Annotated in this window: 24 protein-coding genes; 13 read left to right on the top strand and 11 right to left on the bottom strand. The window is 65.1% G+C overall.

Going from position 1 to position 22,854, the window contains the following annotated elements:
• Positions 1–5: 5 nt before the first annotated feature.
• The 3 genes from INR38_RS07065 to INR38_RS07055 all read right to left on the bottom strand — a co-directional run bounded on the left by INR38_RS07065 (position 6) and on the right by INR38_RS07055 (position 2,592).
• Positions 6–131, bottom strand: coding sequence for an entericidin A/B family lipoprotein (locus tag INR38_RS07065; protein ID WP_012207035.1), 126 nt, complete (start codon positions 129–131; stop codon positions 6–8).
• 31 nt (positions 132–162) lie between these two features.
• The gene (gene leuC / locus INR38_RS07060) at positions 163–1,584 is read right to left on the bottom strand and encodes a 3-isopropylmalate dehydratase large subunit (RefSeq protein WP_034396655.1); all 1,422 of its coding nucleotides are present in this window, start codon (positions 1,582–1,584) and stop codon (positions 163–165) included.
• A 63-nt stretch (positions 1,585–1,647) separates the two neighbouring features.
• A complete protein-coding gene (locus INR38_RS07055; RefSeq protein ID WP_012207033.1) occupies positions 1,648–2,592 on the bottom strand; it encodes a LysR substrate-binding domain-containing protein in 945 nt (314 codons plus the stop codon).
• A gap of 241 nt (positions 2,593–2,833) precedes the next feature.
• Between INR38_RS07055 and INR38_RS07050 the strand changes: the two genes are divergently transcribed.
• A complete protein-coding gene (locus INR38_RS07050) occupies positions 2,834–4,096 on the top strand; it encodes a tetratricopeptide repeat protein (protein ID WP_207444227.1) in 1,263 nt (420 codons plus the stop codon).
• Between the two features lie 70 nt (positions 4,097–4,166).
• Here the strand turns inward: INR38_RS07050 and dnaJ are convergent, their stop codons facing one another.
• The 3 genes from dnaJ to grpE all read right to left on the bottom strand — a co-directional run bounded on the left by dnaJ (position 4,167) and on the right by grpE (position 8,019).
• Complete coding sequence (dnaJ, locus tag INR38_RS07045) at positions 4,167–5,309, bottom strand: molecular chaperone DnaJ (protein ID WP_013801020.1); 1,143 nt, start codon at positions 5,307–5,309, stop codon at positions 4,167–4,169.
• A gap of 100 nt (positions 5,310–5,409) precedes the next feature.
• Positions 5,410–7,359 carry a molecular chaperone DnaK gene (dnaK, locus tag INR38_RS07040; RefSeq protein WP_034396649.1) on the bottom strand — a complete coding sequence of 650 codons (1,950 nt, stop codon included), beginning with the start codon at positions 7,357–7,359 and terminating at the stop codon, positions 5,410–5,412.
• A 114-nt stretch (positions 7,360–7,473) separates the two neighbouring features.
• Positions 7,474–8,019 carry a nucleotide exchange factor GrpE gene (gene grpE / locus INR38_RS07035; RefSeq protein WP_013801022.1) on the bottom strand — a complete coding sequence of 182 codons (546 nt, stop codon included), beginning with the start codon at positions 8,017–8,019 and terminating at the stop codon, positions 7,474–7,476.
• Positions 8,020–8,326: 307 nt separating this feature from the next.
• Between grpE and rpsF the strand changes: the two genes are divergently transcribed.
• From rpsF to dnaB, 5 genes are all read left to right on the top strand, one after another.
• Positions 8,327–8,689: a 30S ribosomal protein S6 gene (gene rpsF / locus INR38_RS07030; RefSeq protein WP_012207028.1), complete on the top strand. Its 363-nt coding sequence runs from the start codon at positions 8,327–8,329 to the stop codon at positions 8,687–8,689.
• 26 nt (positions 8,690–8,715) lie between these two features.
• The gene (gene priB / locus INR38_RS07025; RefSeq protein WP_012207027.1) at positions 8,716–9,006 is read left to right on the top strand and encodes a primosomal replication protein N; all 291 of its coding nucleotides are present in this window, start codon (positions 8,716–8,718) and stop codon (positions 9,004–9,006) included.
• An 18-nt stretch (positions 9,007–9,024) separates the two neighbouring features.
• Entirely contained in the window at positions 9,025–9,306 is a 282-nt protein-coding gene (rpsR, locus tag INR38_RS07020; RefSeq protein ID WP_012207026.1) for a 30S ribosomal protein S18, read from the top strand.
• Between the two features lie 11 nt (positions 9,307–9,317).
• Positions 9,318–9,770 carry a 50S ribosomal protein L9 gene (gene rplI, locus INR38_RS07015; protein ID WP_013801023.1) on the top strand — a complete coding sequence of 151 codons (453 nt, stop codon included), beginning with the start codon at positions 9,318–9,320 and terminating at the stop codon, positions 9,768–9,770.
• 132 nt (positions 9,771–9,902) lie between these two features.
• Entirely contained in the window at positions 9,903–11,336 is a 1,434-nt protein-coding gene (gene dnaB / locus INR38_RS07010) for a replicative DNA helicase (protein WP_012207024.1), read from the top strand.
• Between the two features lie 74 nt (positions 11,337–11,410).
• On the opposite strand, the gene INR38_RS07005 is transcribed toward dnaB, so the two are convergent.
• The 4 genes from INR38_RS07005 to INR38_RS06990 all read right to left on the bottom strand — a co-directional run bounded on the left by INR38_RS07005 (position 11,411) and on the right by INR38_RS06990 (position 14,793).
• A complete protein-coding gene (locus INR38_RS07005) occupies positions 11,411–11,809 on the bottom strand; it encodes a hypothetical protein (protein WP_013801024.1) in 399 nt (132 codons plus the stop codon).
• 3 nt (positions 11,810–11,812) lie between these two features.
• Positions 11,813–13,624, bottom strand: a complete 1,812-nt coding sequence (locus tag INR38_RS07000) for a PhoH family protein (protein ID WP_207444226.1) — start codon at positions 13,622–13,624, stop codon at positions 11,813–11,815.
• Between the two features lie 176 nt (positions 13,625–13,800).
• Positions 13,801–14,286: a peroxiredoxin gene (locus INR38_RS06995; protein WP_013801026.1), complete on the bottom strand. Its 486-nt coding sequence runs from the start codon at positions 14,284–14,286 to the stop codon at positions 13,801–13,803.
• A gap of 138 nt (positions 14,287–14,424) precedes the next feature.
• Positions 14,425–14,793, bottom strand: a complete 369-nt coding sequence (locus INR38_RS06990; RefSeq protein ID WP_012207020.1) for an Mth938-like domain-containing protein — start codon at positions 14,791–14,793, stop codon at positions 14,425–14,427.
• A gap of 170 nt (positions 14,794–14,963) precedes the next feature.
• Here INR38_RS06990 and INR38_RS06985 point away from each other — a divergent pair, with 170 nt between their 5' ends.
• The 7 genes from INR38_RS06985 to INR38_RS06955 all read left to right on the top strand — a co-directional run bounded on the left by INR38_RS06985 (position 14,964) and on the right by INR38_RS06955 (position 21,702).
• Positions 14,964–16,199, top strand: coding sequence for a pyridoxal phosphate-dependent aminotransferase (locus tag INR38_RS06985; protein WP_013801028.1), 1,236 nt, complete (start codon positions 14,964–14,966; stop codon positions 16,197–16,199).
• Between the two features lie 108 nt (positions 16,200–16,307).
• Positions 16,308–17,657, top strand: coding sequence for a homoserine dehydrogenase (locus INR38_RS06980; RefSeq protein WP_012207018.1), 1,350 nt, complete (start codon positions 16,308–16,310; stop codon positions 17,655–17,657).
• Between the two features lie 140 nt (positions 17,658–17,797).
• The gene (gene thrC, locus INR38_RS06975) at positions 17,798–19,225 is read left to right on the top strand and encodes a threonine synthase (protein ID WP_192366271.1); all 1,428 of its coding nucleotides are present in this window, start codon (positions 17,798–17,800) and stop codon (positions 19,223–19,225) included.
• A 46-nt stretch (positions 19,226–19,271) separates the two neighbouring features.
• Positions 19,272–19,832: a molybdopterin-guanine dinucleotide biosynthesis protein B gene (mobB, locus tag INR38_RS06970; protein ID WP_034396637.1), complete on the top strand. Its 561-nt coding sequence runs from the start codon at positions 19,272–19,274 to the stop codon at positions 19,830–19,832.
• Positions 19,833–19,841: 9 nt separating this feature from the next.
• Complete coding sequence (gene glp / locus INR38_RS06965) at positions 19,842–21,077, top strand: gephyrin-like molybdotransferase Glp (RefSeq protein WP_207444225.1); 1,236 nt, start codon at positions 19,842–19,844, stop codon at positions 21,075–21,077.
• The gene (moaD, locus tag INR38_RS06960) at positions 21,074–21,343 is read left to right on the top strand and encodes a molybdopterin converting factor subunit 1 (RefSeq protein ID WP_207444224.1); all 270 of its coding nucleotides are present in this window, start codon (positions 21,074–21,076) and stop codon (positions 21,341–21,343) included. The genes glp and moaD overlap by 4 nt, the downstream gene beginning before the upstream one ends.
• Before the next feature lie 5 nt (positions 21,344–21,348).
• Complete coding sequence (locus INR38_RS06955; protein WP_207444223.1) at positions 21,349–21,702, top strand: recombinase family protein; 354 nt, start codon at positions 21,349–21,351, stop codon at positions 21,700–21,702.
• Here INR38_RS06955 and dapA read toward each other — a convergent pair.
• On the bottom strand, positions 21,648–22,583 hold the full coding sequence (dapA, locus tag INR38_RS06950; RefSeq protein WP_207444222.1) for a 4-hydroxy-tetrahydrodipicolinate synthase: 936 nt from the start codon (positions 22,581–22,583) through the stop codon (positions 21,648–21,650). The genes INR38_RS06955 and dapA overlap by 55 nt on opposite strands.
• Positions 22,584–22,854 lie beyond the last annotated feature (271 nt).

Below are 22,854 nucleotides of genomic sequence, written 5' to 3'. Positions count from 1 at the left end.
AGGGTTCAGCGGGCGGCGCGTTCGATGGCGCTGCCCGCGCTTTGCACGTCCTGGCCAATGCCCTTGACGGTATTGCAGGCGGCCAGGGTGAAGGCCAGGCCGATCAGGAGGATCGAGAAGGAGGGCTTCATGGTGTGCAGGCGGGGCAGTTGCGGGATCGGATCAGGAGAACCTGCGGATGTCCACGAAGTGGCCGTGGATGGCGGCGGCTGCAGCCATGGCCGGGCTCACCAGGTGGGTGCGTCCGCCCGCGCCCTGGCGGCCTTCGAAGTTGCGGTTGCTGGTGGAGGCGCAGCGCTCGCCGGGCTCCAGGCGGTCGGCATTCATGGCCAGGCACATGGAGCAGCCGGGCTCGCGCCATTCAAAGCCTGCCGCCTTGAAGATCTGGTCCAGGCCTTCGCGCTCGGCCTGTTCCTTGACCAGTCCGGAGCCGGGCACGACCATGGCCAGCTTGATGTTGCGCGCCACCTTCTGGCCCAGCTTCTTGACCACGGCGGCTGCCTCGCGCATGTCTTCGATGCGGCTGTTGGTGCACGAGCCGATGAAGACCTTGTCCACGAAGATGTCGTCGATCGCCTTGCCGGGCTCCAGCGCCATATAGGTCAGCGCGCGTTCGATGGCGCCGCGCTTGCTGGCATCCTTTTCCTTGTCGGGGTCCGGCACGCGGGCATCCACGCCCAGCACCATCTCGGGCGAGGTGCCCCAGGTGACCTGCGGCACGATCTCGCTGGCCTGCAGCTCGACCACGCGGTCGAACTTCGCATCGGCATCGGAGTGCAGCGTCTTCCAGTAGGAGACGGCGGCATCCCATTCGGCTCCAGTGGGGGCAAGCGGGCGGCCCTTGACGTACTGGATGGTCTTGTCGTCCACGGCCACCAGGCCTGCGCGCGCGCCGCCTTCGATGGCCATGTTGCAGACCGTCATGCGGCCTTCCATGCTCAGGTCACGGATGGCTTCGCCGGCGAACTCGATGGTGTAGCCCGTGCCGCCGGCCGTGCCGATCTTGCCGATGATGGCCAGCACGATGTCCTTGGCCGTGATGCCGGGGGCCGCCTTGCCGCTGACGTTGATCAGCATGTTCTTGGCCTTCTTGGCCAGCAGGGTCTGGGTGGCCATCACATGCTCGACCTCGGATGTGCCGATGCCGTGGGCCAGTGCGCCGAAGGCGCCGTGCGTGGACGTGTGGCTGTCGCCGCAGACCACGGTCATGCCGGGCAGGGTGGCGCCCTGCTCGGGGCCCATGACGTGGACGATGCCCTGACCCTTGTCCATGAAGGGGAAGAAGGCCGCAGAGCCGAACTCGCCGATGTTGGTGTTCAGCGTGGTGATCTGTTCCTTGCTGATGGGGTCGGCAATGCCGTCATAGCCGCGCTCCCAGCCGTCGGTGGGGGTGTTGTGGTCGGCCGTGGCGACCACGGAGCTGATGCGCCACAGCTTGCGGCCGGCCATGCGCAGGCCTTCGAAGGCCTGGGGGCTGGTGACTTCGTGCACCAGGTGGCGGTCGATGTAGAGGACGGCGGTGCCGTCATCCTCGGTGTGGATGACGTGCTCGTCGAAGATCTTGTCGTAGAGGGTGCGTCCCATGGCGTTCTCGAATGGTTGGTGTCGTGGGGAAATTTTTGGGGGCATCCAGCGGCCAAGTGGCCTTCAGGATGCGCTGGCCGGCGGGCTCAGGTGCTCGACCAGCAGGCGGGCCGTGACGGGTAGCGCGTCGAAGTCACGCGCCACGATGCTCAGCTCGCGCCGAGCCCAGTCGTCGCTGAGCTCCAGTGCGCGCAGATGGCCCACGCCGTGCATGAGCTCGAAGGCGCGGTCGGGGATCAGTCCCACGCCCAGGCCGTTGTCGATCATGCGGCACATGGCATCCAGGCTGGTGACCTGGATGCGCTGGTGCAGCGCATGCCCCGCCTGTGCGGCGGCCGCGCGCATGGCCAGGCTGATGGAGGAGCCAGCCTGCAGGCTGACGATGTCCCATTCGAGCACATCGGCAAAGGCCACGCTGTCGCTGTGCGCCAGCGCGTGCTGCTCGGGCACCACGACGACCAGGCGATCCTCGCGGTAGGGGCGGTGCTGCAGTACGGGAGTGGCCTGGCCATTGCCCAGCGGCATGTACGCCATGGAGCAGATGCCGATGTCGGCCGTGCCTTCCTGTACGGCAGCCAGTACGGCGGGGCTGAGCTGCTCCTGCAGGTCGATCTTGACCTGGCCGTGCTTGCGCGCGAACACGCCCAGGTCTTCCGGCAGGAACTGCACGATGGCAGACATGTTGGCGTGGATGCGCACATGGCCGCGCACGCCATCGGCGTACTCGGACAGCTCGCCCTGCATGCGCTCCAGGCCGTACAGCACGTTGCGGGCATGGTGCAGCAGGCTTTCGCCGGCCGGCGTCAAGGTCACGCCACGGCTGTGTCGGTACAGCAGGGCTGTGTCCACCGTGGCTTCGAGATCGGACAGGCGCTTGCTCACCGCCGAGGCTGCAATGAACTCACGCTCGGCCGCGCGGCCGATGCTGCCAAGTTCGCAGACAGCCACGAACAGCTGCAGGGAGGTAAGGTCTATGCGCCGTGCAAAACTGCGCTCTGAATTCTTCATGTGGTGGGGTTCAGGCTTCTCATTAGGAGAAGTTGGATGGATTTTCTCGCACAAGTCATCGATCTGTCATCTTCAAGCGCGATGTCTTTGGTGATGTCGTGCGATTTCATGGAGATGGGGGTCATGTCCCCTGGCGATGGCTGCGGTCGGCTTTTCCTGTCGGAACGCCGGTTGCATACTGAAAGAATTTGTCAATCTTTGCGCCAGTCGCCTGCATGGATTGCTGCAAAAATAAGAGCATATGAACGATCGATACCCGACGGGCCTGCGAGCCCTGCCTGCAGGCCTGTCATTGCTGCTGGCCGCAGCCCTGTCCTGCATGGCCGTCCCGGCGTCTGCCAAGCCGCAGCCCCCAGCGAAGAACACGGCCAAGAGCGGTGCGAAGGCACCGGCCAAACCTGCAGCCAGACCTGCAGCCAAAGCGACAGCCAGGCCAGCGGGCAAGGCCGCCGTCAAGACCGGGGGCAAGTCGGCGCCCTCTCCAACCCGCAATGCGCCGGCCAAGGCCGCCGCCGCTGGCGTGGCGGCAGGGGCTGTTGCGGCCGGAACTGCCGCAGCCGCAGTGGGCCATGCCCCCAAGGGCGAGCCCGGCCTGAGCGCGGCCGAGGTCGCAGCGCTGCACCAGCATGCCGAGCAGGGCGAGGCCAGCGCCCAGTACGCGCTGGGCTCGCTGTACAAGCGCGGCCAGGGCGTTGCCCTGAGTGCCGAGACGGCGGCCCAGTGGTATGAGAAGTCTGCGCAGCAGGGCTATGCGCCAGCCCAGTCCGACCTGGGGTTGATGTATGCGAATGGCCGTGGCGTGGCGCGTGACGATGCCCAGGCCGTGCAGTGGTATCGCAAGGCTGCCGAGCAGGGCGATGCCGTGGCCCAGAACAACCTGGGCCTGATGCTGGCCGAGGGGCGCGGAGCCGCCAAGGACCCCGCGCAGGCCGTGCAGTGGTTCCAGCGCTCGGCCGAGCAAGGTGAAGCGGCCGGCCAGTACAGCCTGGGCGTGATGTATGCCACGGGCCGGGGCGTGGCCGAGGACGTGGCGCAGGCGCTGCGCTGGTTTGTGGCAGCGGCAGGCCAGGGCCATGTTGATGCGCAATTCAATGCTGGCATGCTCTATGCCGAGGGTGGCGTGGTCGATCGCGACATGGCGCAGGCCGCCCACTGGCTGGAGAAGGCGGCCGAGCAGGGCAATGCCGCAGCCCAGTCCAACCTGGGCGTGCTGTATGCCAATGGCCAGGGCGTGCCCGCCAGCGACGAGAAGGCCGCGCGCTGGCTGGAGCGTGCCGCCCAGCAGGGCGATGCGCTGGCGCAGTCCAATCTCGCCAGTCTTTATGCGTCGGGCAAGGGCGTGGAGCGCAGCCCGTCCCAGGCCTATTTCTGGATGCTGCTGGCGGCGGGTAGGGACAGCTCGCTGGCCGCCAAGCGTGACAGCATGGCCCAGCCGCTGAGCGCGGCCGAGCGTGCACGCACCGAGCGCCAGGCGGCGGCCTGGAAGGCCAAACCCGCTCCCTGAGTCCTGTTGAGCATGCACCAATGGAAAAACGCCTCGAAAGAGGCGTTTTTGTTGAGGGCTCAGTGCTGCATCAGCTGAAGAAGCTCTTGAGTCTGTCGGTCCAGCTCTCGCCGCTGGGAGAGTGCTTGGCGCCGCCCTTCTTGAGCGATTCCTCCAGCTCGCGCAGCAGCTTGCGCTGGTACTCGGTCAGCTTGACGGGCGTCTCGACCACGATGTGGCAGTACAGGTCGCCGGGATAGCTGGAGCGCACGCCCTTGATGCCCTTGCCGCGCAGGCGGAACTGCTTGCCGGCCTGGGTGCCTTCGGGGATGTCGATGGCCGCCTTGCCCGACAGGGTGGGCACCTCGATCTCGCCGCCGAGCGCTGCCGTGATGAAGCTCACGGGCACGTTGCAGTGCAGGTCGTCGCCGTCGCGCTCGAAGATGTCGTGGTCCTTGATGCGGATCTCGATGTAGAGATCGCCCGCAGGCCCGCCATTCGTGCCGGGTTCGCCATTGCCGGAGGAGCGGATGCGCATGCCGTCGTCGATGCCGGCAGGAATCTTCACTTCCAGTGTCTTCTGGCGCTTGACCTTGCCCTGGCCGCCGCAGCTGGTGCAGGGCTCGGGAATGATCTTGCCCGTGCCCCGGCAGTGCGGGCAGGTCTGCTGCACGCTGAAGAAGCCCTGGCGCATCTGCACGCTGCCCATGCCGTTGCAGGTGGTGCAGGTCTTGGCACTGGTGCCGGGCTTGGCGCCGCTGCCGTGGCAGGTGTCGCAGCCATCCCAGCTGGGGATGCGGATCTGCGCATCCTTGCCGTGGGCGGCTTCCTCCAGCGTGATCTCCATGGCGTAGCTGAGATCGTTGCCGCGGTAGACCTGGCGGCCGCCACCGGCGCCGCCGCGTCTGCCGCCACCCTGGTTGAACATGTCGCCAAAGATGTCGCCAAAGGCTTCGGCAAAGCCACCAAAGCCTTCGGCGCCGCCGCCCATGCCGCGGTTGGGGTCCACGCCTGCATGGCCGTACTGGTCGTAGGCCGCGCGCTTGTTGCTGTCGGAGAGCATCTCGTAGGCCTCCTTGGCCTCCTTGAATTTCTCTTCCGCCCCGCTTGCGGCATCCCCCTGGTTGCGGTCAGGGTGGTACTTCATCGCCAGCTTGCGATAAGCCTTCTTGATGTCGTCGTCCGAGGCGTTCTTGGCAACGCCGAGGACCTCGTAAAAATCGCGTTTGGACATGGTGTTTGCTAGCCAGTCAGTGAGAACAGGAACGCCGCGTCAGCCCCTTGGCAGGGCCGAGCGCGGCGGCAAGCGGTCGTCAAGGGACCACGCGCTGGGTTCAGTCCTTCTTGACTTCCTTGACTTCGGCGTCAACGACGTTGTCGTCAGCGGCTGCTGCACCGGCCGAGGCGCCTGCTGCACCGGCCGCTGCGGCGGCTGCTGCTGCCTCGGGGCCGCCGGCTGCCTGCGCATCGGCGTACATCTTCTCGCCGAGCTTCTGGCTGGCCGTCATCAGCGCCGTGGTCTTGGCGTCGATGGCATCCTTGTCCTCGCCCTTCAGGGCCTCTTCCAGGTCCTTGACGGCGCTCTCGATGGCGGTCTTCTCGCCAGCGTCGAGCTTGTCGCCATGCTCGCCCAGGCTCTTCTTGACGCTGTGCACGGCAGCTTCGCCCTGGTTGCGGGCCTGGACCAGTTCCAGCTTCTTCTTGTCGTCGGCTGCGTTCAGCTCGGCGTCCTTCACCATCTTCTGGATCTCGTCCTCGGACAGGCCCGAGTTCGCCTTGATGGTGATCTTGTTTTCCTTGCCCGATGCCTTGTCTTTGGCGGACACGTTCAGGATGCCGTTGGCGTCGATGTCAAAGGCCACTTCGATCTGGGGCACGCCACGCGCTGCGGGCGGAATGCCTTCGAGGTTGAACTCGCCCAGCATCTTGTTGCCCGAAGCCATCTCGCGCTCACCCTGGAACACCTTGATGGTCACGGCCGGCTGGTTGTCGTCGGCCGTCGAGAAGGTCTGTGCGAACTTCGTCGGGATGGTGGTGTTCTTCGTGATCATCTTGGTCATCACGCCACCCAGCGTCTCGATGCCCAGCGACAGCGGCGTCACGTCCAGCAGCAGCACGTCCTTGCGGTCGCCCGACAGAACCTGGCCCTGCACGGCGGCGCCCACGGCCACGGCTTCGTCGGGGTTCACGTCCTTGCGGGGTTCCTTGCCGAAGAATTCCTTGACCTTCTCCTGCACCTTGGGCATGCGGGACATGCCGCCGACCAGGATCACGTCATCGATGTCGGACACGGACACGCCTGCGTCCTTGATGGCCGTGCGGCAGGGCGCAATGGTGCGCTCGATCAGATCTTCGACCAGGCTTTCCAGCTTGGAGCGGGTCAGCTTGATGTTCAGGTGCTTGGGACCCGAGGCATCGGCCGTGATGTAGGGCAGGTTGATGTCGGTCTGGGCCGAGTTCGACAGCTCGATCTTGGCCTTCTCGGCGGCTTCCTTCAGGCGCTGCAGGGCCAGCACGTCCTTGGCCAGATCAACGCCCTGGTCCTTCTTGAACTCGGTGATGATGTAGTCGATGATGCGCTGGTCGAAGTCTTCGCCGCCCAGGAACGTGTCGCCGTTGGTGGACAGCACTTCGAACTGCTTTTCGCCGTCCACATCGGCGATTTCGATGATGGACACGTCAAACGTGCCGCCGCCCAGGTCATACACCGCGATCTTGCGGTCGCCCTTGTCGATCTTGTCCAGGCCGAAGGCCAGCGCAGCTGCCGTGGGCTCGTTGATGATGCGCTTGACTTCCAGGCCGGCGATGCGGCCGGCATCCTTGGTGGCCTGGCGCTGGGCGTCGTTGAAGTACGCGGGCACGGTGATCACGGCCTCGGTCACGGGCTCGCCCAGGTAGTCCTCGGCGGTCTTCTTCATCTTGCGCAGCACTTCGGCGGAAATCTGCGGCGGGGCCAGCTTCTGGCCGCGCACTTCCACCCAGGCGTCGCCGTTGTCGGCACGCGAGATGGTGTAGGGCATCAGGTCGATGTCCTTTTGCACTTCCTTCTCGTCGAACTTGCGGCCGATCAGGCGCTTGGCGGCGTAGATGGTGTTGCGGGGGTTGGTGACGGCCTGGCGCTTGGCCGAGGCGCCGACGAGGATCTCGCCGTCTTCCTGGTAGGCAATGATCGAAGGCGTGGTGCGTGCACCTTCGCTGTTCTCGATCACGCGCGTGGTGTTGCCGTCCATGATGGCCACGCAGCTGTTGGTGGTGCCCAGGTCAATACCGATGATTTTTCCCATTTTGAGTTCTCTCCGCGTTCTGTGAAATGTTTGAATGACTGCTAACTTGTGGCCGGCAGGCGCTGCTTCAAGGGGCTTTGCCTCTTTTTTGTCAGCGATGCCGTGAGCGCACGCTTACTGGGGCTGGGCCACGGTCACGAGGGCCGGGCGCAGGATACGGTCGGCAATCAGGTAGCCCTTTTGCAGCACCGACACCACGGTGTTGGCTTCCTGCTGGGCAGGCACCATGCTGATGGCCTGGTGCAGGTTGGGGTCGAATTTCTCGCCGGCTGCCGGGTTGATGGTCACGACCTTGTTGCGCTCCAGGGCCGAGGTCAGCTGGCGCAGCGTGGCGTCGGCGCCTTCGCGCAGCTGCTCTGGCGTGGCCTGCTGGATGGCCAGTGCGGCATCCAGGCTGTCGCAGACGGGCAGCAGGCTTTCGGCAAAGCTCTCGATGCTGAACTTGCGGGCCTTGGAGACTTCGTCTTCCGCGCGGCGGCGCACATTCTCTGCCTCGGCCTTAGCGCGCAGGAACTGGTCGGCCAGCTCGGCGCTCTTGGCCTTGAGTTCGGCCAGCTCGGCCTGCAGGCGCTGCAGCTCGTCGGCGGCGTTGGCCGCCATGGCGGCTTCGATTTCTTCCGGGGCTGCGTCTTGAAAGGGGTTGGAGTTTTGTTCGGACATGGATGGAGACTTCAGCTACAAAACAAAAAGATCGCCGCGCTGGAGGCCAGACTTGGCGATTGCACGATCTTGAATCGAGATGCGAGCGGATCGGTGTATTTTCAAGGGCTTTGTGCCTGTGCATGCGCACTGCAGGTGCACACGGTGGGGGCAAAAGCCGGGCGAAGGGGCAAAAGCCCCACACGAATCCGGGGTCTCGGGCAGTGCGGAGTGTACAGATGGAAGAGGGCTGCGCTAGAATCCAATGCTTTGCCTTGCCGCACCGCTACAAGACGCAGTGGGCGGCGTTTTCCCAAAAGGAGTCGATATGCGTCATTACGAAATCGTTTTGTTGATCCACCCGGATCAGAGCGAGCAGGTTCCCGCCATGCTGGAACGCTACAAGGGCATGATCACCGCTGGCGGTGGCAAGGTCCATCGCGAAGAAGACTGGGGCCGTCGCCAACTGGCTTACATGATCAACAAGCTCGCCAAGGCCCACTACCTGTGCCTGAACATCGAAGCCGACCAGGCTGTGATGGCTGAGCTGGAGCATGCCTTCAAGTTCAACGATGCCGTGCTGCGTCACCTGACGGTTCAGAAGAAGAAGGCCGACACTGCGCCTTCCTCGATGATGAAGACCGTCGAGCGTGAAGAAGCCCGCAAGGCCAGCCAGACCGAACAGGCCTGAGCCCAGCCCTTTCAGAACCTGAAGGAGTGGAGAACCACGTTGCACTGACGGCCGCCATCGCAGAGCTTCAAGCACTGCGCTACACGCCGGCAGGGCTGCCCGCCCTTGAACTGCGACTCGAACACGCGTCGCGGCAAAAGGAAGCAGGAAGCGAACGCAGCGTGACGGCATCTGTCAAGGCGGTGGCCTTTGGCGCGCTGGCTGAAAAGCTGGCCCGCCAGGCGCTCGGCAGCCAGTGGAAGTTCCAAGGCTTCCTGGCAACGCCTCGCAACGGCAAATTGCTGGTTTTCCACATCCAGGACATTCAACAAAACTAATTTTCAAGAGGTCCAGAAATGGCCACGTTCAAGAAATTCAACAAGGACAAGCGCCCCAAGCGCAACACGCAGTCGCTGCTGTTCAAGCGCAAGCGCTTCTGCCGCTTCACCGTCGCCGGCGTCGAAGAAATCGACTACAAGGATGTGGACACCCTGCGTGACTTCATCGGTGAAAACGGCAAGATCGTGCCCGCTCGCCTGACCGGCACGCGCGCCATCTACCAGCGTCAGCTGAACACGGCCATCAAGCGCGCCCGCTTCCTGGCTCTGGTTCCTTACTCTGACCAGCACAAGATCTAAGGAATACAACCATGCAAGTCATTCTGCTCGACAAGGTTGTGAACCTCGGTGGCCTCGGCGACATCGTCAAGGTCAAAGACGGCTACGCCCGCAACTTCCTGATCCCCACGGGCGCTGCCCGTCGTGCCACGGCTTCCGCCAAGGCCGAGTTCGAAGCCAAGCGCGTCGAACTGGAAAAGCAAGCGGCTGAAAAGCTGGCTGCTGCTCAGCAACTGGGCGAAAAGCTCAACGGCGCAAACGTCAAGCTGACCCAGAAGGCTGGCGTTGACGGCCGCCTGTTCGGCTCGGTGACCAACGCCGACATCGCCGAAGAACTGACCAAGGCCGGCTTTGCCGTTGCCAAGTCGCAAGTTCGCCTGGTCAACGGTCCCATCAAGACCGTGGGCGACGCCACCGTGGTCGTGGCACTGCACACCGACGTCAGCGTCGAAGTGACGGTGTCGGTCTACGGCGACCACTCCTGATCCGGGGCTTGTCCCGTATCACCAAAAAGCCGCCTTAGGGCGGCTTTTTGCTTTGCCGTGCCAGGGTGATGACGCCGGGTGGCGCGGCCTTTTGCCAGCCGCTACGATGGCGGGCTCATCTCCAGGAATTCCATGTCGTCCGTAATGCCCCCGCTCGATCTCGATGATGCGTTCGCACCGCTGCCTGCTGGCGACCAGCAGGTGGCCCAGTTGCGCGTGCCGCCGCATTCGATGGAGTCCGAGTCCAGCGTTCTAGGGGGGCTGCTGCTGGACAACAACGCCTGGGAGCGTGTTGGCGATCTGCTGGTGGATGGTGATTTCTACCGCCATGAGCACAAGCTGATCTACGAGGCGATCGGCAAGCTGATCAACGGCAGCAAGCCGGCCGACGTGATCACGGTCTACGAGCATTTGCAGAGCATGGGCAAGGCCGAGGAAATCGGCGGCCTGCTGTACCTGAACCAGCTGGCGCAGTACGTGCCCAGCGCCACCAACATCCGGCGCTATGCGGAGATCGTGCGGGAGCGCTCCATCCTGCGCAAACTGGTGACCGCCAGCGACGACATCGCCACCAATGCCTTCAATCCGCAGGGCAAGACGGTCGATCGCATCCTGGACGAGGCCGAGCAGAAGATCCTGGCCATCGGCGAGGAGGGTGCGCGCAACAAGCAGGGCTTCCAGTCGCTCGACACGCTGGTGGTGGACTTGCTGGACCGTGTCCAGGAGATGGCCGACAACCCCATGGACGTGACCGGCGTGCCCACGGGTTTCGTCGATCTGGACCGCATGACCAGCGGCCTGCAGGCCGGTGACCTGGTTGTGCTGGCTGCCCGTCCCTCGATGGGCAAGACCTCGTTTGCGGTGAATATCGCCGAGCATGTGGCACTCAACGAGGGCCTGCCGGTCGCCATTTTCTCCATGGAAATGGGCGCGGCCCAGCTGGCGGTTCGTATCGTCGGCTCCATCGGCCGCGTCAACCAGGGCAATCTGCGCACGGGCAAGCTCAACGACGACGAGTGGCCGCGCCTGACGGAAGCCATCGAGCGGCTGCGCACGGTGTCCCTGCACATCGACGAGACACCGGGCCTGTCCCCCACGGAACTACGCGCCAATGCGCGGCGCCTGGCGCGCACCTGCGGCAAGCTGGGCCTGATCGTGGTGGACTATTTGCAGCTGATGAGCGGCTCGGGCTCGGCTGCCAGTTCCGACAACCGTGCGACCGAGCTGGGCGAGATTTCGCGGGGCCTGAAAATGCTGGCCAAGGAACTGCAGTGCCCGGTGATTGCCCTGTCCCAGCTCAACCGCTCGGTGGAGCAGCGCACCGACAAGCGTCCCATGATGTCCGACCTGCGCGAATCGGGCGCCATCGAGCAGGATGCCGACATCATCATGTTCATCTACCGTGATGACTACTACAACAAGGACAGCAAGGAGCCGAACATTGCCGAAGTCATCATCGGCAAGCAGCGTAACGGTCCCACGGGAACGGTGAAGGTGTTCTTCCAGAAGAACCAGACGCGCTTCGAGAACCTGGCTGTGGGCTACGGTGGCGGCGACGAGTACTGATCGGGATACCCGGGCTTTGTGCCCGCAATGAAAAACGGCCCCCGAGGGGCCGTTTGCTTTGGGTGGTTGGCGATCTACATGCGCCAGACCTGGATCAGCAGGCCCGCCACGCAGACGCCAAGGATGGCGCATGCCCAGGCCAGCCGCTGGGCGCCCGTGCGCAGCGCGCCCACGGTGGCCACGATCTGGGCGTTCTGCTCCGCCAGCTTTTCGATCAACTCCAGCGACTGGCGCTGGGATTGTTCCAGTTGCACGATGCGTGCGTCCTGGGCCTGGATCAGCTGCAGCGCCTGTTCGCCAGCCGAGCGCGGCGGTGCCAGCGGCTCGACGGCCGCAGGATGCTGTGCATCGAGCTCCTGCGCAGCGTCCTTCTTGCGCAGCAGGTTCTTGGCGGCCTTGACGACCTGGGGCGTGGCCTCGATGACATCGCCCCAGGGCACCAGCTTCAACGCGGTGATCCAGCTGATCGCCATGGCTTAGAGCACCTCGCTGGCGAAGTCTGCCAGGCGCGAACGCTCGCCGCGCGCCAGCGTGATGTGGCCGCTGTGCGGCCAGCCCTTGAAGCGGTCCACGGCGTAGGTCAGGCCCGAGGAGCCTTCGGTCAGGTAGGGCGTATCGATCTGCGCCAGATTGCCCATGCAGATGATCTTGGTGCCGGGGCCGGCGCGCGTGATCAGGGTCTTCATCTGCTTGGGCGTCAGGTTCTGGGCCTCGTCGATGATGACGTACTTGTTCAGGAAGGTGCGGCCGCGCATGAAGTTCATGCTCTTGATCTTGATGCGGCTGCGGATCAGTTCATTGGTGGCGGCGCGGCCCCATTCGCCGGCATTGCCGCCATCGCCCTTGGCCAGGAATTCGAGATTGTCGTCGAGGGCGCCCATCCAGGGGCCCATCTTCTCTTCCTCGGTGCCGGGCAGGAAGCCGATGTCCTCACCCACGCTCACCGTGGCGCGCGTCATGATGATCTCGGTGTAGCGGCGGTCGTCCAGCACCTGGGACAGGCCGGCAGCCAGGGCCAGCAGGGTCTTGCCGGTGCCGGCCGTGCCGGTCAGCGTGACCAGATCGATGTCCGGGTTCATCAGCAGGTTCATCGCGAAGTTCTGTTCGCGGTTGCGCGCCGTGACGCCCCAGACGGCGTACTTGGGGTTGCCGAAGTCCTTGAGCGTCTTGAGCACGGCCGTCTTGTCGCGGATCTCGGTCACGCGCATGAACAGGCTGGGCTCGCCCGGAGCCTCGTGGTAGACGAACTGGTTGATCATCAGCTGGTCGACGATGGCGCCGCTGATGCGGTAGTAGGTGATGGCACCTTCCTGCCAGCTCTCGACGTTCTTGCCCGCCTTGGCCCAGAAGTCCTGGGGCAGGGCCAGGGCACCTGCGTACAGCAGATCGCCATCGTCCAGAACCTTGTCGTTCTGGTAGTCCTCGGCCGCCAGGCCCAGCGCGCGTGCCTTGACGCGCATGTTGATGTCCTTGGACACCAGCACGACTTCGCGCTCGCTGAACTTCTTGCGCAGCGCGGCGACCACGCCCAGGATCTGGTTGTCCGCCTTGCCCTGGGGCAGGCTGTCGGGCAGCGAGGTTTCCAGCGGTTCCGTCTGGAAATACAGCATTCCCGTGGCGCTGCGCTGGCCCGTGGCATTCAGCGGCAGGCCTTTGTCCAGCGTTTCGGAGGGCTGGGAGGCGACCAGCGAATCCAGCGTGCGGCTGACCTGGCGGCCGTTGCGCGCCACTTCGGTCATGCCCTTCTTGTGGCCGTCGAGTTCTTCCAGCACCACCATGGGCAGGAAGATGTCGTGTTCCTCGAAGCGGAACAGGCTGGTCGGGTCGTGCAGCAGCACGTTGGTGTCGAGCACGAACAGCGTCTTCGGCCCTGTGCGCGTGCGGCGTGGGCGAACCGGCGCTGCCAGCAGTGCTGCGGGCTTGGCTTCTGTGGAGGACCTGTTGGCCGAGCGGGCGCTGGACGGCGCTGCCGTTGCTTTGGAATTGTCGGTTGCGCGGCGCTGCCGATTGGCAGGGGCTGCAGTCGCGGGCGCAGGAGCCGGTGCCGGTGATGCGGGCTTGGTATTGCGGCCGCGCGCCGGTGCGGGCTTTGCGGCTGTGGCGGTGTTGTTGGAGGCGGGGGCCGTGGCCGGCTTGCGCTTGCGCGTCGCGGCGGCAGCTACGGCCTCGGCTGCATCGGGAAGATCGTCAGCGGGCAGGGGGTCTGCGTGCTGGGCACCGCGCACGGGAAGAAAGGCTTCGGGGGAGAGCTTGGCGGCACGGCGGCCGGGTGCGGGGGGCAGGGGCATAGTGGACGAACCGTTCCTCAACAGGGATCAAAAAGCACAAAGCCGCCTGGAAACCGAGGCGGCTTTGGTGGGGTGACAGGGAAAAGCGTCTTTGCTAAGAGGCATCGTCCCATTATGCATAGGCTGATGGCCTGAATATGTCGGCCGGCGCTTTGTCGCCTGTCAGATTGTCGCTATCAGGCGGCCTGCTTCAGTGCCTTCAGGGTCTTGACAGCCTTGAGCACCTCGTCAACGTGGCCGGGGACCTTCAGGCCGCGCCATTCCTGCACCAGCAGGCCATCGGTGCCCACCAGGAAGGTGGAGCGCTCGATGCCCTTCACCTTCTTGCCGTACATGATCTTGTTCTTGACCACGCCGAACATGTGGCACATCTTCTCTTCCGTATCGGCGATGAGCTCGAACGGCAGTTCCAGCTTTTCCTTGAAATCGTCGTGCGACTTCATGTTGTCGCGCGAGACGCCAAACACGGTGGCACCAGCTTTCACGAAGTCCTTGTACTTGTCGCGGAACTGCATGGCTTCAGTGGTGCAGCCAGGCGTATTGTCCTTTGGGTAGAAATACAGGATCAGAATCTGGCCCGTGTGGGAGGTGTTGGTCACCTTGATCCCGCCGGTAGCGTTGGCTTCAAATTCGGGAAGGGGTTTGTTGACAACGATCGCCATGCGCTTATATCTCTCGGGTGTAGTCGTTGAAATGCCGAGGGCCGTGTTTGTGTTTTTGCTTTTATCGGAAATGCCCCCAACCGCAACCTGCAATTTTACCCTGAAAACGGGATTTCACCCAATCAGGGGGGCAGGAGTCTACTCCAAGAGTAGGGCCGCGACGACGTTACGGCCTTCGCTGGCAAGGATGTTGTAGGTGCGACACGCGGCCTGCGTGTCCATGCTTTCCAGGCCTATGCGCCGGGCCATGAGGGGGCGCAGCCAGGCCGCCGGTGGGAAGCGGTTGCGCTGGCCGCTGCCCAGGATGATGACCTCGGCATCCAGTTGGGACAGCGCCTCGAAGTGCTCGGGCGTCAGGTCCTCGAAGCGGACGCAGTCCCAGGCCTGGCGCAGGCCCTTGGCGCCTACCAGCAGGCTGTGCTCGAATTTTTCCCTGTCCACGGCGACCCAGCCGGGGCCATAGCCCGTGATGCTCTGTGCTTCGGATTTGTCGGCGTGGAATTTCATGGATGAGGGTGGCGCGGTCTGCGCGATGGGGGTGGCCGCCACATGGCCGGGGCCAGGGCGATGCTGCATTGCGGAACTGTGGTCAAATTATAGGTTTCACCAGGGTGCATGGGGCACTTTGGCGTGCATGAAGGCCGCAAGCCCGCGCCGGCCACTTTCATATTCTCAGCATGAAAACCGTTCTCAAATCCGCAAAACTAGCCAACGTCTGTTATGACATCCGCGGGCCCATCATGGACGCGGCGAAGAAGATGGAAGAGGACGGGCAGAAGATCATCAAGCTCAATATCGGCAACCTGGCCGTGTTCGGCTTCGATGCCCCCGAGGAAGTGCAGCAGGACATGATCCGCAACCTGCCCAATTCGGCAGGCTACTCGGACAGCAAGGGCATCTTCGCAGCGCGCAAGGCCGTGATGCATGAGACCCAGCGCCAGGGCATCCTGGGCGTGACACTGGACGATATCTACCTGGGCAATGGCGCATCCGAGCTGATCAGCTTGGCCACGAACGCGCTGCTGGACGACGGCGACGAGATGCTGCTGCCGGCGCCCGACTATCCGCTGTGGACCGCCGTCACCAGCCTGTCGGGCGGCACGCCCGTGCACTATATGTGTGACGAGTCCAACGGCTGGATGCCCGACCTGGACGATATCCGCGCCAAGATCACGCCGCGCACCAAGGGCATCGTCGTCATCAATCCCAACAACCCGACGGGCGCCCTGTACAGCAAGCAGCTGCTGCAAAGCATCGTGGCGCTGGCCCGCGAGCATGGGCTGGTGATCTTTGCCGACGAGGTCTATGACAAGGTGCTGTACGACGACGTGGTGCACACGCCGCTCGCCAGCCTGTCCACCGATGTGCTGACGCTGACCTTCAACTCGCTGTCCAAGGCCTATCGCAGCTGCGGCTACCGCGCCGGCTGGATGGTGGTCTCGGGCGACAAGAAGGCGGCCCGGGACTATATCGAGGGCCTGAACATGCTCTCCAACATGCGCCTGTGCGCCAATGTGCCCGGCCAATGGGCCGTGCAGACGGCGCTGGGCGGCCACCAGAGCATCGACGAGCTGGTGCAGGAGGGCGGCCGGCTGCGCGTGCAGCGCGATCTGGCCCACAAGCTGATCACAGAAATCCCCGGCGTGAGCTGCGTCAAGCCGCAAGCCGCGCTGTACATGTTCCCGCGCCTGGACCCCGAGATCTACCCGATCAAGGATGACCAGGCGTTCTTCCTGGAAGTGCTGCAAGAGACCAAGGTCATGCTGGTGCAGGGAACAGGCTTCAACTGGCCGCACCCCGACCATTTCCGCATCGTCTTCCTGCCGCACGACACCGACCTGCGCGAGGCCATCCGCCGTCTCGCAGTGTTCCTCGAGAAATACCGCAAGCGCCACGGCACGGACCGCGGCTGAGCTGTGCGGGCCGGTGGAGGAGAGGGCCTTCCGCCGGCCATTGCTTTTTACCGGCTGCCGGCGCGCACCCTCTGGGCGCCGCAGCGTTTTTTGACTGGCAAGTAGTTTATGAAACCGATCCAAGTAGGCCTTCTGGGCATTGGCACCGTGGGCAGCGGCACCTTCAACGTGCTGCAGCGCAATCAGGAAGAGATCCGCCGCCGTGCGGGCCGCGGTATTGAGATTGCCATGGTGGCCGACCTGGATACGGAACGCGCCCGCTCCGTCGTGGGCGACACGGCCAAGGTGGTCGGCGATGCGCGCGAGATCATCGCCAATCCCGAGATCGACGTGGTGATCGAGCTGATCGGCGGCTACGGCATTGCCAAGGCCCTGGTGCTGGAAGCCATTGCCGCTGGCAAGCATGTGGTCACGGCCAACAAGGCCCTGCTGGCCGTGCATGGCAGCGAAATCTTCAAGGCCGCCGCCGAGAAGGGCGTGATGGTGGCCTACGAAGCGGCCGTGGCCGGTGGCATCCCCATCATCAAGGCGCTGCGCGAAGGCCTGACGGCCAACCAGATCCAGTGGGTGGCTGGCATCATCAACGGCACGACCAACTTCATCCTGTCCGAAATGCGCGACAAGGGCCTGGACTTCGACGTGGTGCTCAAGGAAGCCCAGCGCCTGGGCTACGCCGAAGCCGATCCGACCTTCGACATCGAAGGCGTGGACGCCGCCCACAAGGTCACGCTGATGAGCGCCATCGCCTTCGGCATTCCCGTGCAGTTCGACAAGGCGCATGTGGAAGGCATCACCAAGCTGTCTGCAGCCGACATCAAGTACGCCGAGCAACTGGGCTACCGCATCAAGCTGCTGGGCATCACCAAGCGCACGGACAAGGGCATCGAGCTGCGCGTGCACCCCAGCCTGGTGCCGACCAAGCGCCTGATCGCGAACGTGGAAGGCGCGATGAACGCCGTCGTCGTCCATGGCGATGCCGTTGGCACCACGCTGTACTACGGCAAGGGCGCGGGCTCCGAGCCCACGGCCAGCGCCGTGATCGCCGATCTGGTGGACATCGCCCGCCTGCACACGGCCGATCCCGAGCACCGCGTGCCCCCGCTGGCCTTCCAGTCGAACACGCTGGTCGCCGCAGGTGGCGAGCTGCCCGTGCTGCCCATGAGCGAGGTGGTCACCAGCTACTACCTGCGCATCCGCGTGGCCGACGAAGCCGGTGTGCTGGCCAAGATCACCAGCATCCTCGCGGGCATGGGCATCAGCATCGACGCCCTGCTGCAGCGAGAGGCCGGCGAAGTGAGCGGCGACAGCGAAGGCAGCCAGGGCGTGCCGCAGACCGACCTGATCATCCTGACCCATGCCACGCGCGAAGGCGATATGGACACGGCCCTGGCCCAGATCCAGCAACTGCCCACGGTGCTGGCCCCTATCAACCGCATCCGCAAGGAAGAGTTGAACTAAGACACCCCCTGAGCGGCTGCGCCGCTTCCCCCTCTCTCGCACGCGGGAGGGGGACGACGCCCTCGCTGCGGGGCGGCCCTTGCTCGGCATCCCTGGCATCGGCCGCGCCCCGTCTCACAGAATACTGACGAGGAAGCGACATGCTTTATCTTTCCACGCGCGGCCACGCGGACCGCAAGCGCTTTTGCGACATCCTGCTCGAGGGCCTGGCGCCCGATGGCGGGCTGTACCTGCCCGAGCACTATCCGCAGATCGATGCCGCCCGCCTGGGCGAGCTGCGCAGCATCTACAAGGAGCAGGGCTACGCTGCCCTGGCCTTCGAGATCCTGAGCCTGTACATCGACGACATCCCGGCCGAGGATCTGCGCGCCCTGTGCGCCAAGACCTATACGCAGCAGGTGTTCGGCACGGCCGAGATCACGCCGCTGCGCCCGCTGGAAGACGGCCTGTGGCTCGAAGCCCTGTCCAACGGCCCCACGCTGGCCTTCAAGGACATGGCCATGCAGCTGCTCGGCAACCTGTTCGAGTACGAGCTGGGCCGCCGTGGCGAGGAACTCAACATCCTGGGGGCCACCAGCGGCGATACCGGCAGCGCGGCCGAGTACGCCATGCGCGGCAAAAAGGGCGTGCGCGTGTTCATGACCAGCCCGCGCGGCCGCATGAGCCCCTTCCAGCAGGCCCAGATGTTCAGCCTGCAGGACGCCAACATCCACAACATCGCCATCGAGGGCGTGTTCGACGACTGCCAGGATATCGTCAAGGCTGTCTCCAACGACCACGCCTTCAAGGCGAAGTACAAGATCGGCACGGTCAACTCGATCAACTGGGCCCGCCTGCTGGCCCAGGTCGTCTACTACTTCGCCGGCTACCTGCAGGCCACGCAGAGCAATGACCAGAAGGTCAGCTTCACGGTGCCCAGCGGCAACTTCGGCAACATCTGCGCCGGCCACGTGGCGCGCCAGATGGGCCTGCCGATAGCGCGCCTGGTGGTGGCGACCAACGAGAACGATGTGCTCGACGAGTTCTTCCGCACAGGCGCCTATGTGGTGCGCGGCAGCGAACATACCTACGAGACTTCGAGCCCCTCGATGGACATCTCCAAGGCCAGCAACTTCGAGCGCTTCGTGTTCGACCTGCTGGGCCGTGATGGCCAGGCCACGCGCGAATTGTTCGCCGAGGGCGTGGCGCGCCAGGGCCGCTTCGACCTGGGCGGCAACCCGCTGTTCCAGGAAGCTGCTGCCCGCTACGGCTTCGTCAGCGGCAAGAGCACGCATGCCGACCGCCTGGCCACCATCCGCGATACCTTCGAGCGCTTCGGCACCATGATCGACACGCACACGGCCGACGGCGTCAAGGTGGCGCGCGAGCAGCTGCAGTCCGGCGTGCCCATGATCGTGCTGGAGACGGCACTGCCCATCAAGTTCGCCGCCACCATCGAGGAAGCCCTGGGCCGCCTGCCCGATCGCCCGGCCAAGTTCGAAGGCATCGAGGACCTGCCCAAGCGCGTGACCGACTTGCCGGCCGACGCCGAGCAGGTCAAGGCCTATATCGCCCGGCATTGCGACTGATGCGGCAGCCGGGCTGCCCAAAGGTCCGCAGCAGGAGTGCATGGCGATGAAGGTCATAGGCTTCGCCGGCTACTCGGGCTCGGGCAAGACCAGCCTGGTGGAGCCCCTGATCACGCTGATGCGTGCGCAGGGGCTCAGCGTTTCGGTGGTCAAGCATGCCCACCACCATTTCGATGTCGATCACGAGGGCAAGGACAGCTGGCGCCACCGCAAGGCGGGCGCCTATGAAGTGGTGCTGGCCTCGGATCGCCGTCTGGCGCTGATGCGCGAATTCCCCCGTCCCACGGAGCTGTCGGTGCATGACATGCTGGCCGAACTCGATCCGCGCGTGGATTGGGTGCTGGTCGAAGGCTTCAAGCACGCCGACCTGCCCAAAATAGAGATCTGGCGCGATCAGCCCGAGCGCGCCAGCGCCGGCAAGACCCAGGCGCCCCTGTATCCGCACGACCCCCATGTGCTGGCCATTGCCACCGACGCACCGCAGCGCCTGCCAGAGCCGCCGCGCCAGCCCGTGCTCGATCTCAATGCGCCAGGGCAGATACTGCAATGGCTGCTGGAGCATGCGCAGCAACTGCGCTACCGTGCCCCAGGCCTCCCTCGAAATTAGGAAAACACCATGCGAGCCCCGCTCAAGCCCCTTGACGAAGCGCTGGCCGAATTGCTGGCCCAGGCCCTGCCGCTGGCCGGCGATGACACCGTGGACAGCTTCGATGCCGATGGCCGTGTGCTGCTGGCCGATGCCGTCTCTCCGCTGCAAGTGCCGCCCCAGGACAACAGTGCCATGGACGGCTACGCCGTGCGCAGCGCCGAATGCACGCAGGGCAATGCCGAGCTGCCCGTCTCGCAGCGCATACCCGCAGGCGCCGTGGGCCAGCCGCTGGCCGTGGGCACGGTGGCGCGCATCTTCACGGGCGCTCCGGTGCCCGAAGGTGCCGATGCCATCGTCATGCAGGAAGACTGCGAAGTCCTGGAAGACGGTCGCGTGCGCATCAAGGCGCGGCCCGAGGCCGGGCAATGGATACGCCGCTCGGGCGAAGACATCCGGCGCGGCGCCACCGTCATCGCGGCCGGCACGCGCCTGTCGCCGGCCGAGCTGGGCCTGGCCGCCAGCATCGGCCTGGCCTCTTTGCGCGTGGCACGCAAGCCGCGCGTGGCCCTGTTCTCCACAGGCGACGAGCTGGTCATGCCGGGCACCGTGGCGCCCGAGCAGATGCCGCCCGGCAGCATCTACAACAGCAACCGATTCTTCCTTCGCGCCCTGCTGCAGCGCATGGGCTGCGAGGTCACCGACTTCGGCATCGTCCCCGACCGGCGCGAAGCCACTGTGGATGCTTTGCGCGAGGCGGCCCGCGCGCATGACCTGATCCTGACCAGCGGCGGGGTCTCTGTCGGCGAAGAGGACCATGTCAAGCCCGCCGTGCAGGCGCTGGGCCAGCTCGACCTCTGGCAGATCGCCGTCAAGCCCGGCAAGCCCTTTGCCTATGGCCGTGTGAACCGCGAGGGCGAAGGCTTTGCCCACTTCATCGGCCTGCCCGGCAACCCGGTCTCCAGCTTTGTCACCTTCCTTTTGCTGGTACGCCCCTTCGTGCTGCGCCTGCAGGGCGTGCAGCAGGCGCTGCCGCGCTCGGTCGAGGTGCGCGCCGACTTCCATTGGCCGCGCGGGGACAAGCGCCGCGAATTCCTGCGCGTGCGCTACAACGACAGCGGCGGGCTGGAGCTGTTCCGCAACCAGAGTTCGGGCGTGCTGACCTCGGCGGCCTGGGGCGATGGCGTGGTGGACAACCCGCCGGGCCAGGCCATTGCGCCGGGCGACCGAGTGCGCTTCATCGCCTTTTCGGAGCTGCTGTCATGAGCCAGGCCGTCGCCATCACCATCACCGTGCGCTATTTCGCCTCCATCCGCGAAGCCCTGGGCACGGGCAGCGAAACCCTGTCCACCGAGGCCGCCACCGTGGGCGCGCTGCGTGAGGAACTGATTGCGCGTGGCGGTGCAGCCGCCGAAGCGCTGGCCCCTGGCAAGGCCGTGCGCATGGCGCTGAACCAGGTCCTGTGCGATGCCGGTGCCGCCATTCGCCAGGGGGACGAGGTGGCTTTCTTCCCTCCCGTGACCGGAGGTTGACCCAAATGACCACCGACAAGCCCGTGGACCAGGCCATCAGCGCGCGCACGCGCAAGGCCCTGTCCGAAGCCAAGGCGCGCGGCGTGCAACTGGGCCGCGCAGGCGCAGACAACCTGCGCGCCACCGTGGAAAAGCGCAAATCCACGGCCGATGCCTTCGCCCAGCAGCATGAGGCGCTGTTCGCCGAACTGCAGGCGCGCGGGCTGACGCACCGCGCCATGGCCTCCGAACTCAATGCGCGCGGCATTGCCGCAGCCCGGGGCGGCGAGTGGACGCACGGTCAGGTGCAACGCATCCTGAACCGCTATGCCGACCTGCGCTCTGCAACACCGTCTGCAGACGGCAGCGGCGGCAGCTGAATCCCGGCCAGCCGTTGCGCCAGCGCGGCCGATGCAGCCTGCATGGGCGCCCGCAGCGTTGCCCGCATTCGGCCCTGCTGCGCCAGCAAGGCCTTGATGGGTGCGGGATTGGGCTCGGCAAAGCAGGCGGCGATGTGCGGCTGCAGCGGCTGCCACAGCGCGCGGGCAGCGGGAAGTTCGCCACGCTCCAGACATTGCATCAACGCGACGAAGTGCCGTGTATGCGCGTGCGCGCTGGCAGCAATCGCTCCCGCACCGCCCAGGGCCAGCGTGGAAAAGATCTGCGCGTCTTCGCCAGCCAGCACCTGCAGCTGCCCATCGGCGATCAGCGCCTGGGTCTTGGCGGCATCGCCCCCGCAATCCTTGATGGCCACGATGCGCTCATGGGCGGCCAGCGCACGCAGCGTGGCCAGCTCCAGCACCACGCCGGTGCGGTAGGGAATGTCGTAGACGATGACCGGATGGGCGCTGCGCTCGGCAATCGCCGTGAACCACTGCAGCAGGCCTGCCTGCGACGGGCGTATGTAATGCGGCGCGGGCACCAGAATGCCGGCCAGCGGCAGGGCGTTCAGTGCCTGAACGCGGGCCAGCGCATGCCCCAGGTGGCAGTCCGAAACGCCCATGACCACGGGCATGCCCTGGGCCGCTGAGAGGATGGTGGACAGGGCGGCATCGTGCTCCGCTTCGCTCAGCGCGGCGGCCTCGGCGGTCGAGCCGCAGGCCACGTAGCCGGCGATGCCGGTGGCGTTGTAGTGCTGCACCAGGGCGCGCAGAGCCCCGTGGTCCACCGCCGCCTCATCTCCAGGAAGAAAGGGCGTGACCAGCGGAAGCCACAGCCCCTGGAATCGGGCTTGCGGCGAGGTGGTGGAAGGCAAAGACATGGAAGATCCCTTCGGGTGATTCAAACAATGAACGACCGGACGCAGCCACCGGCCAGACCGAGGGCGGAAAGGCAGGCGCCTGAAGGGATACGGGAAGGGGAGATGGAGGCTGCCGGGCCGGTTCCGTCGCTCATCTGGACGGAACCTCAGCTCCGGTCAGACGAGCTGGGGTTTGCAGGCTTTGCCCAGGCACAGGCGCACGGCATCACCGTGGCATGTGGGGAAGGCAAAGATTGCAGGCATGGCGCGCAGTGTAGCGCGCCTGAGCGCC

It is taken from the genome of Delftia sp. SD018 (assembly GCF_017355445.1).
GTDB classification, from domain to species: domain Bacteria; phylum Pseudomonadota; class Gammaproteobacteria; order Burkholderiales; family Burkholderiaceae_C; genus Comamonas; species Comamonas acidovorans.
Note: the sequence above shows the minus strand (reverse complement) of the source record. Positions and strands in the feature narration are given on the sequence as shown.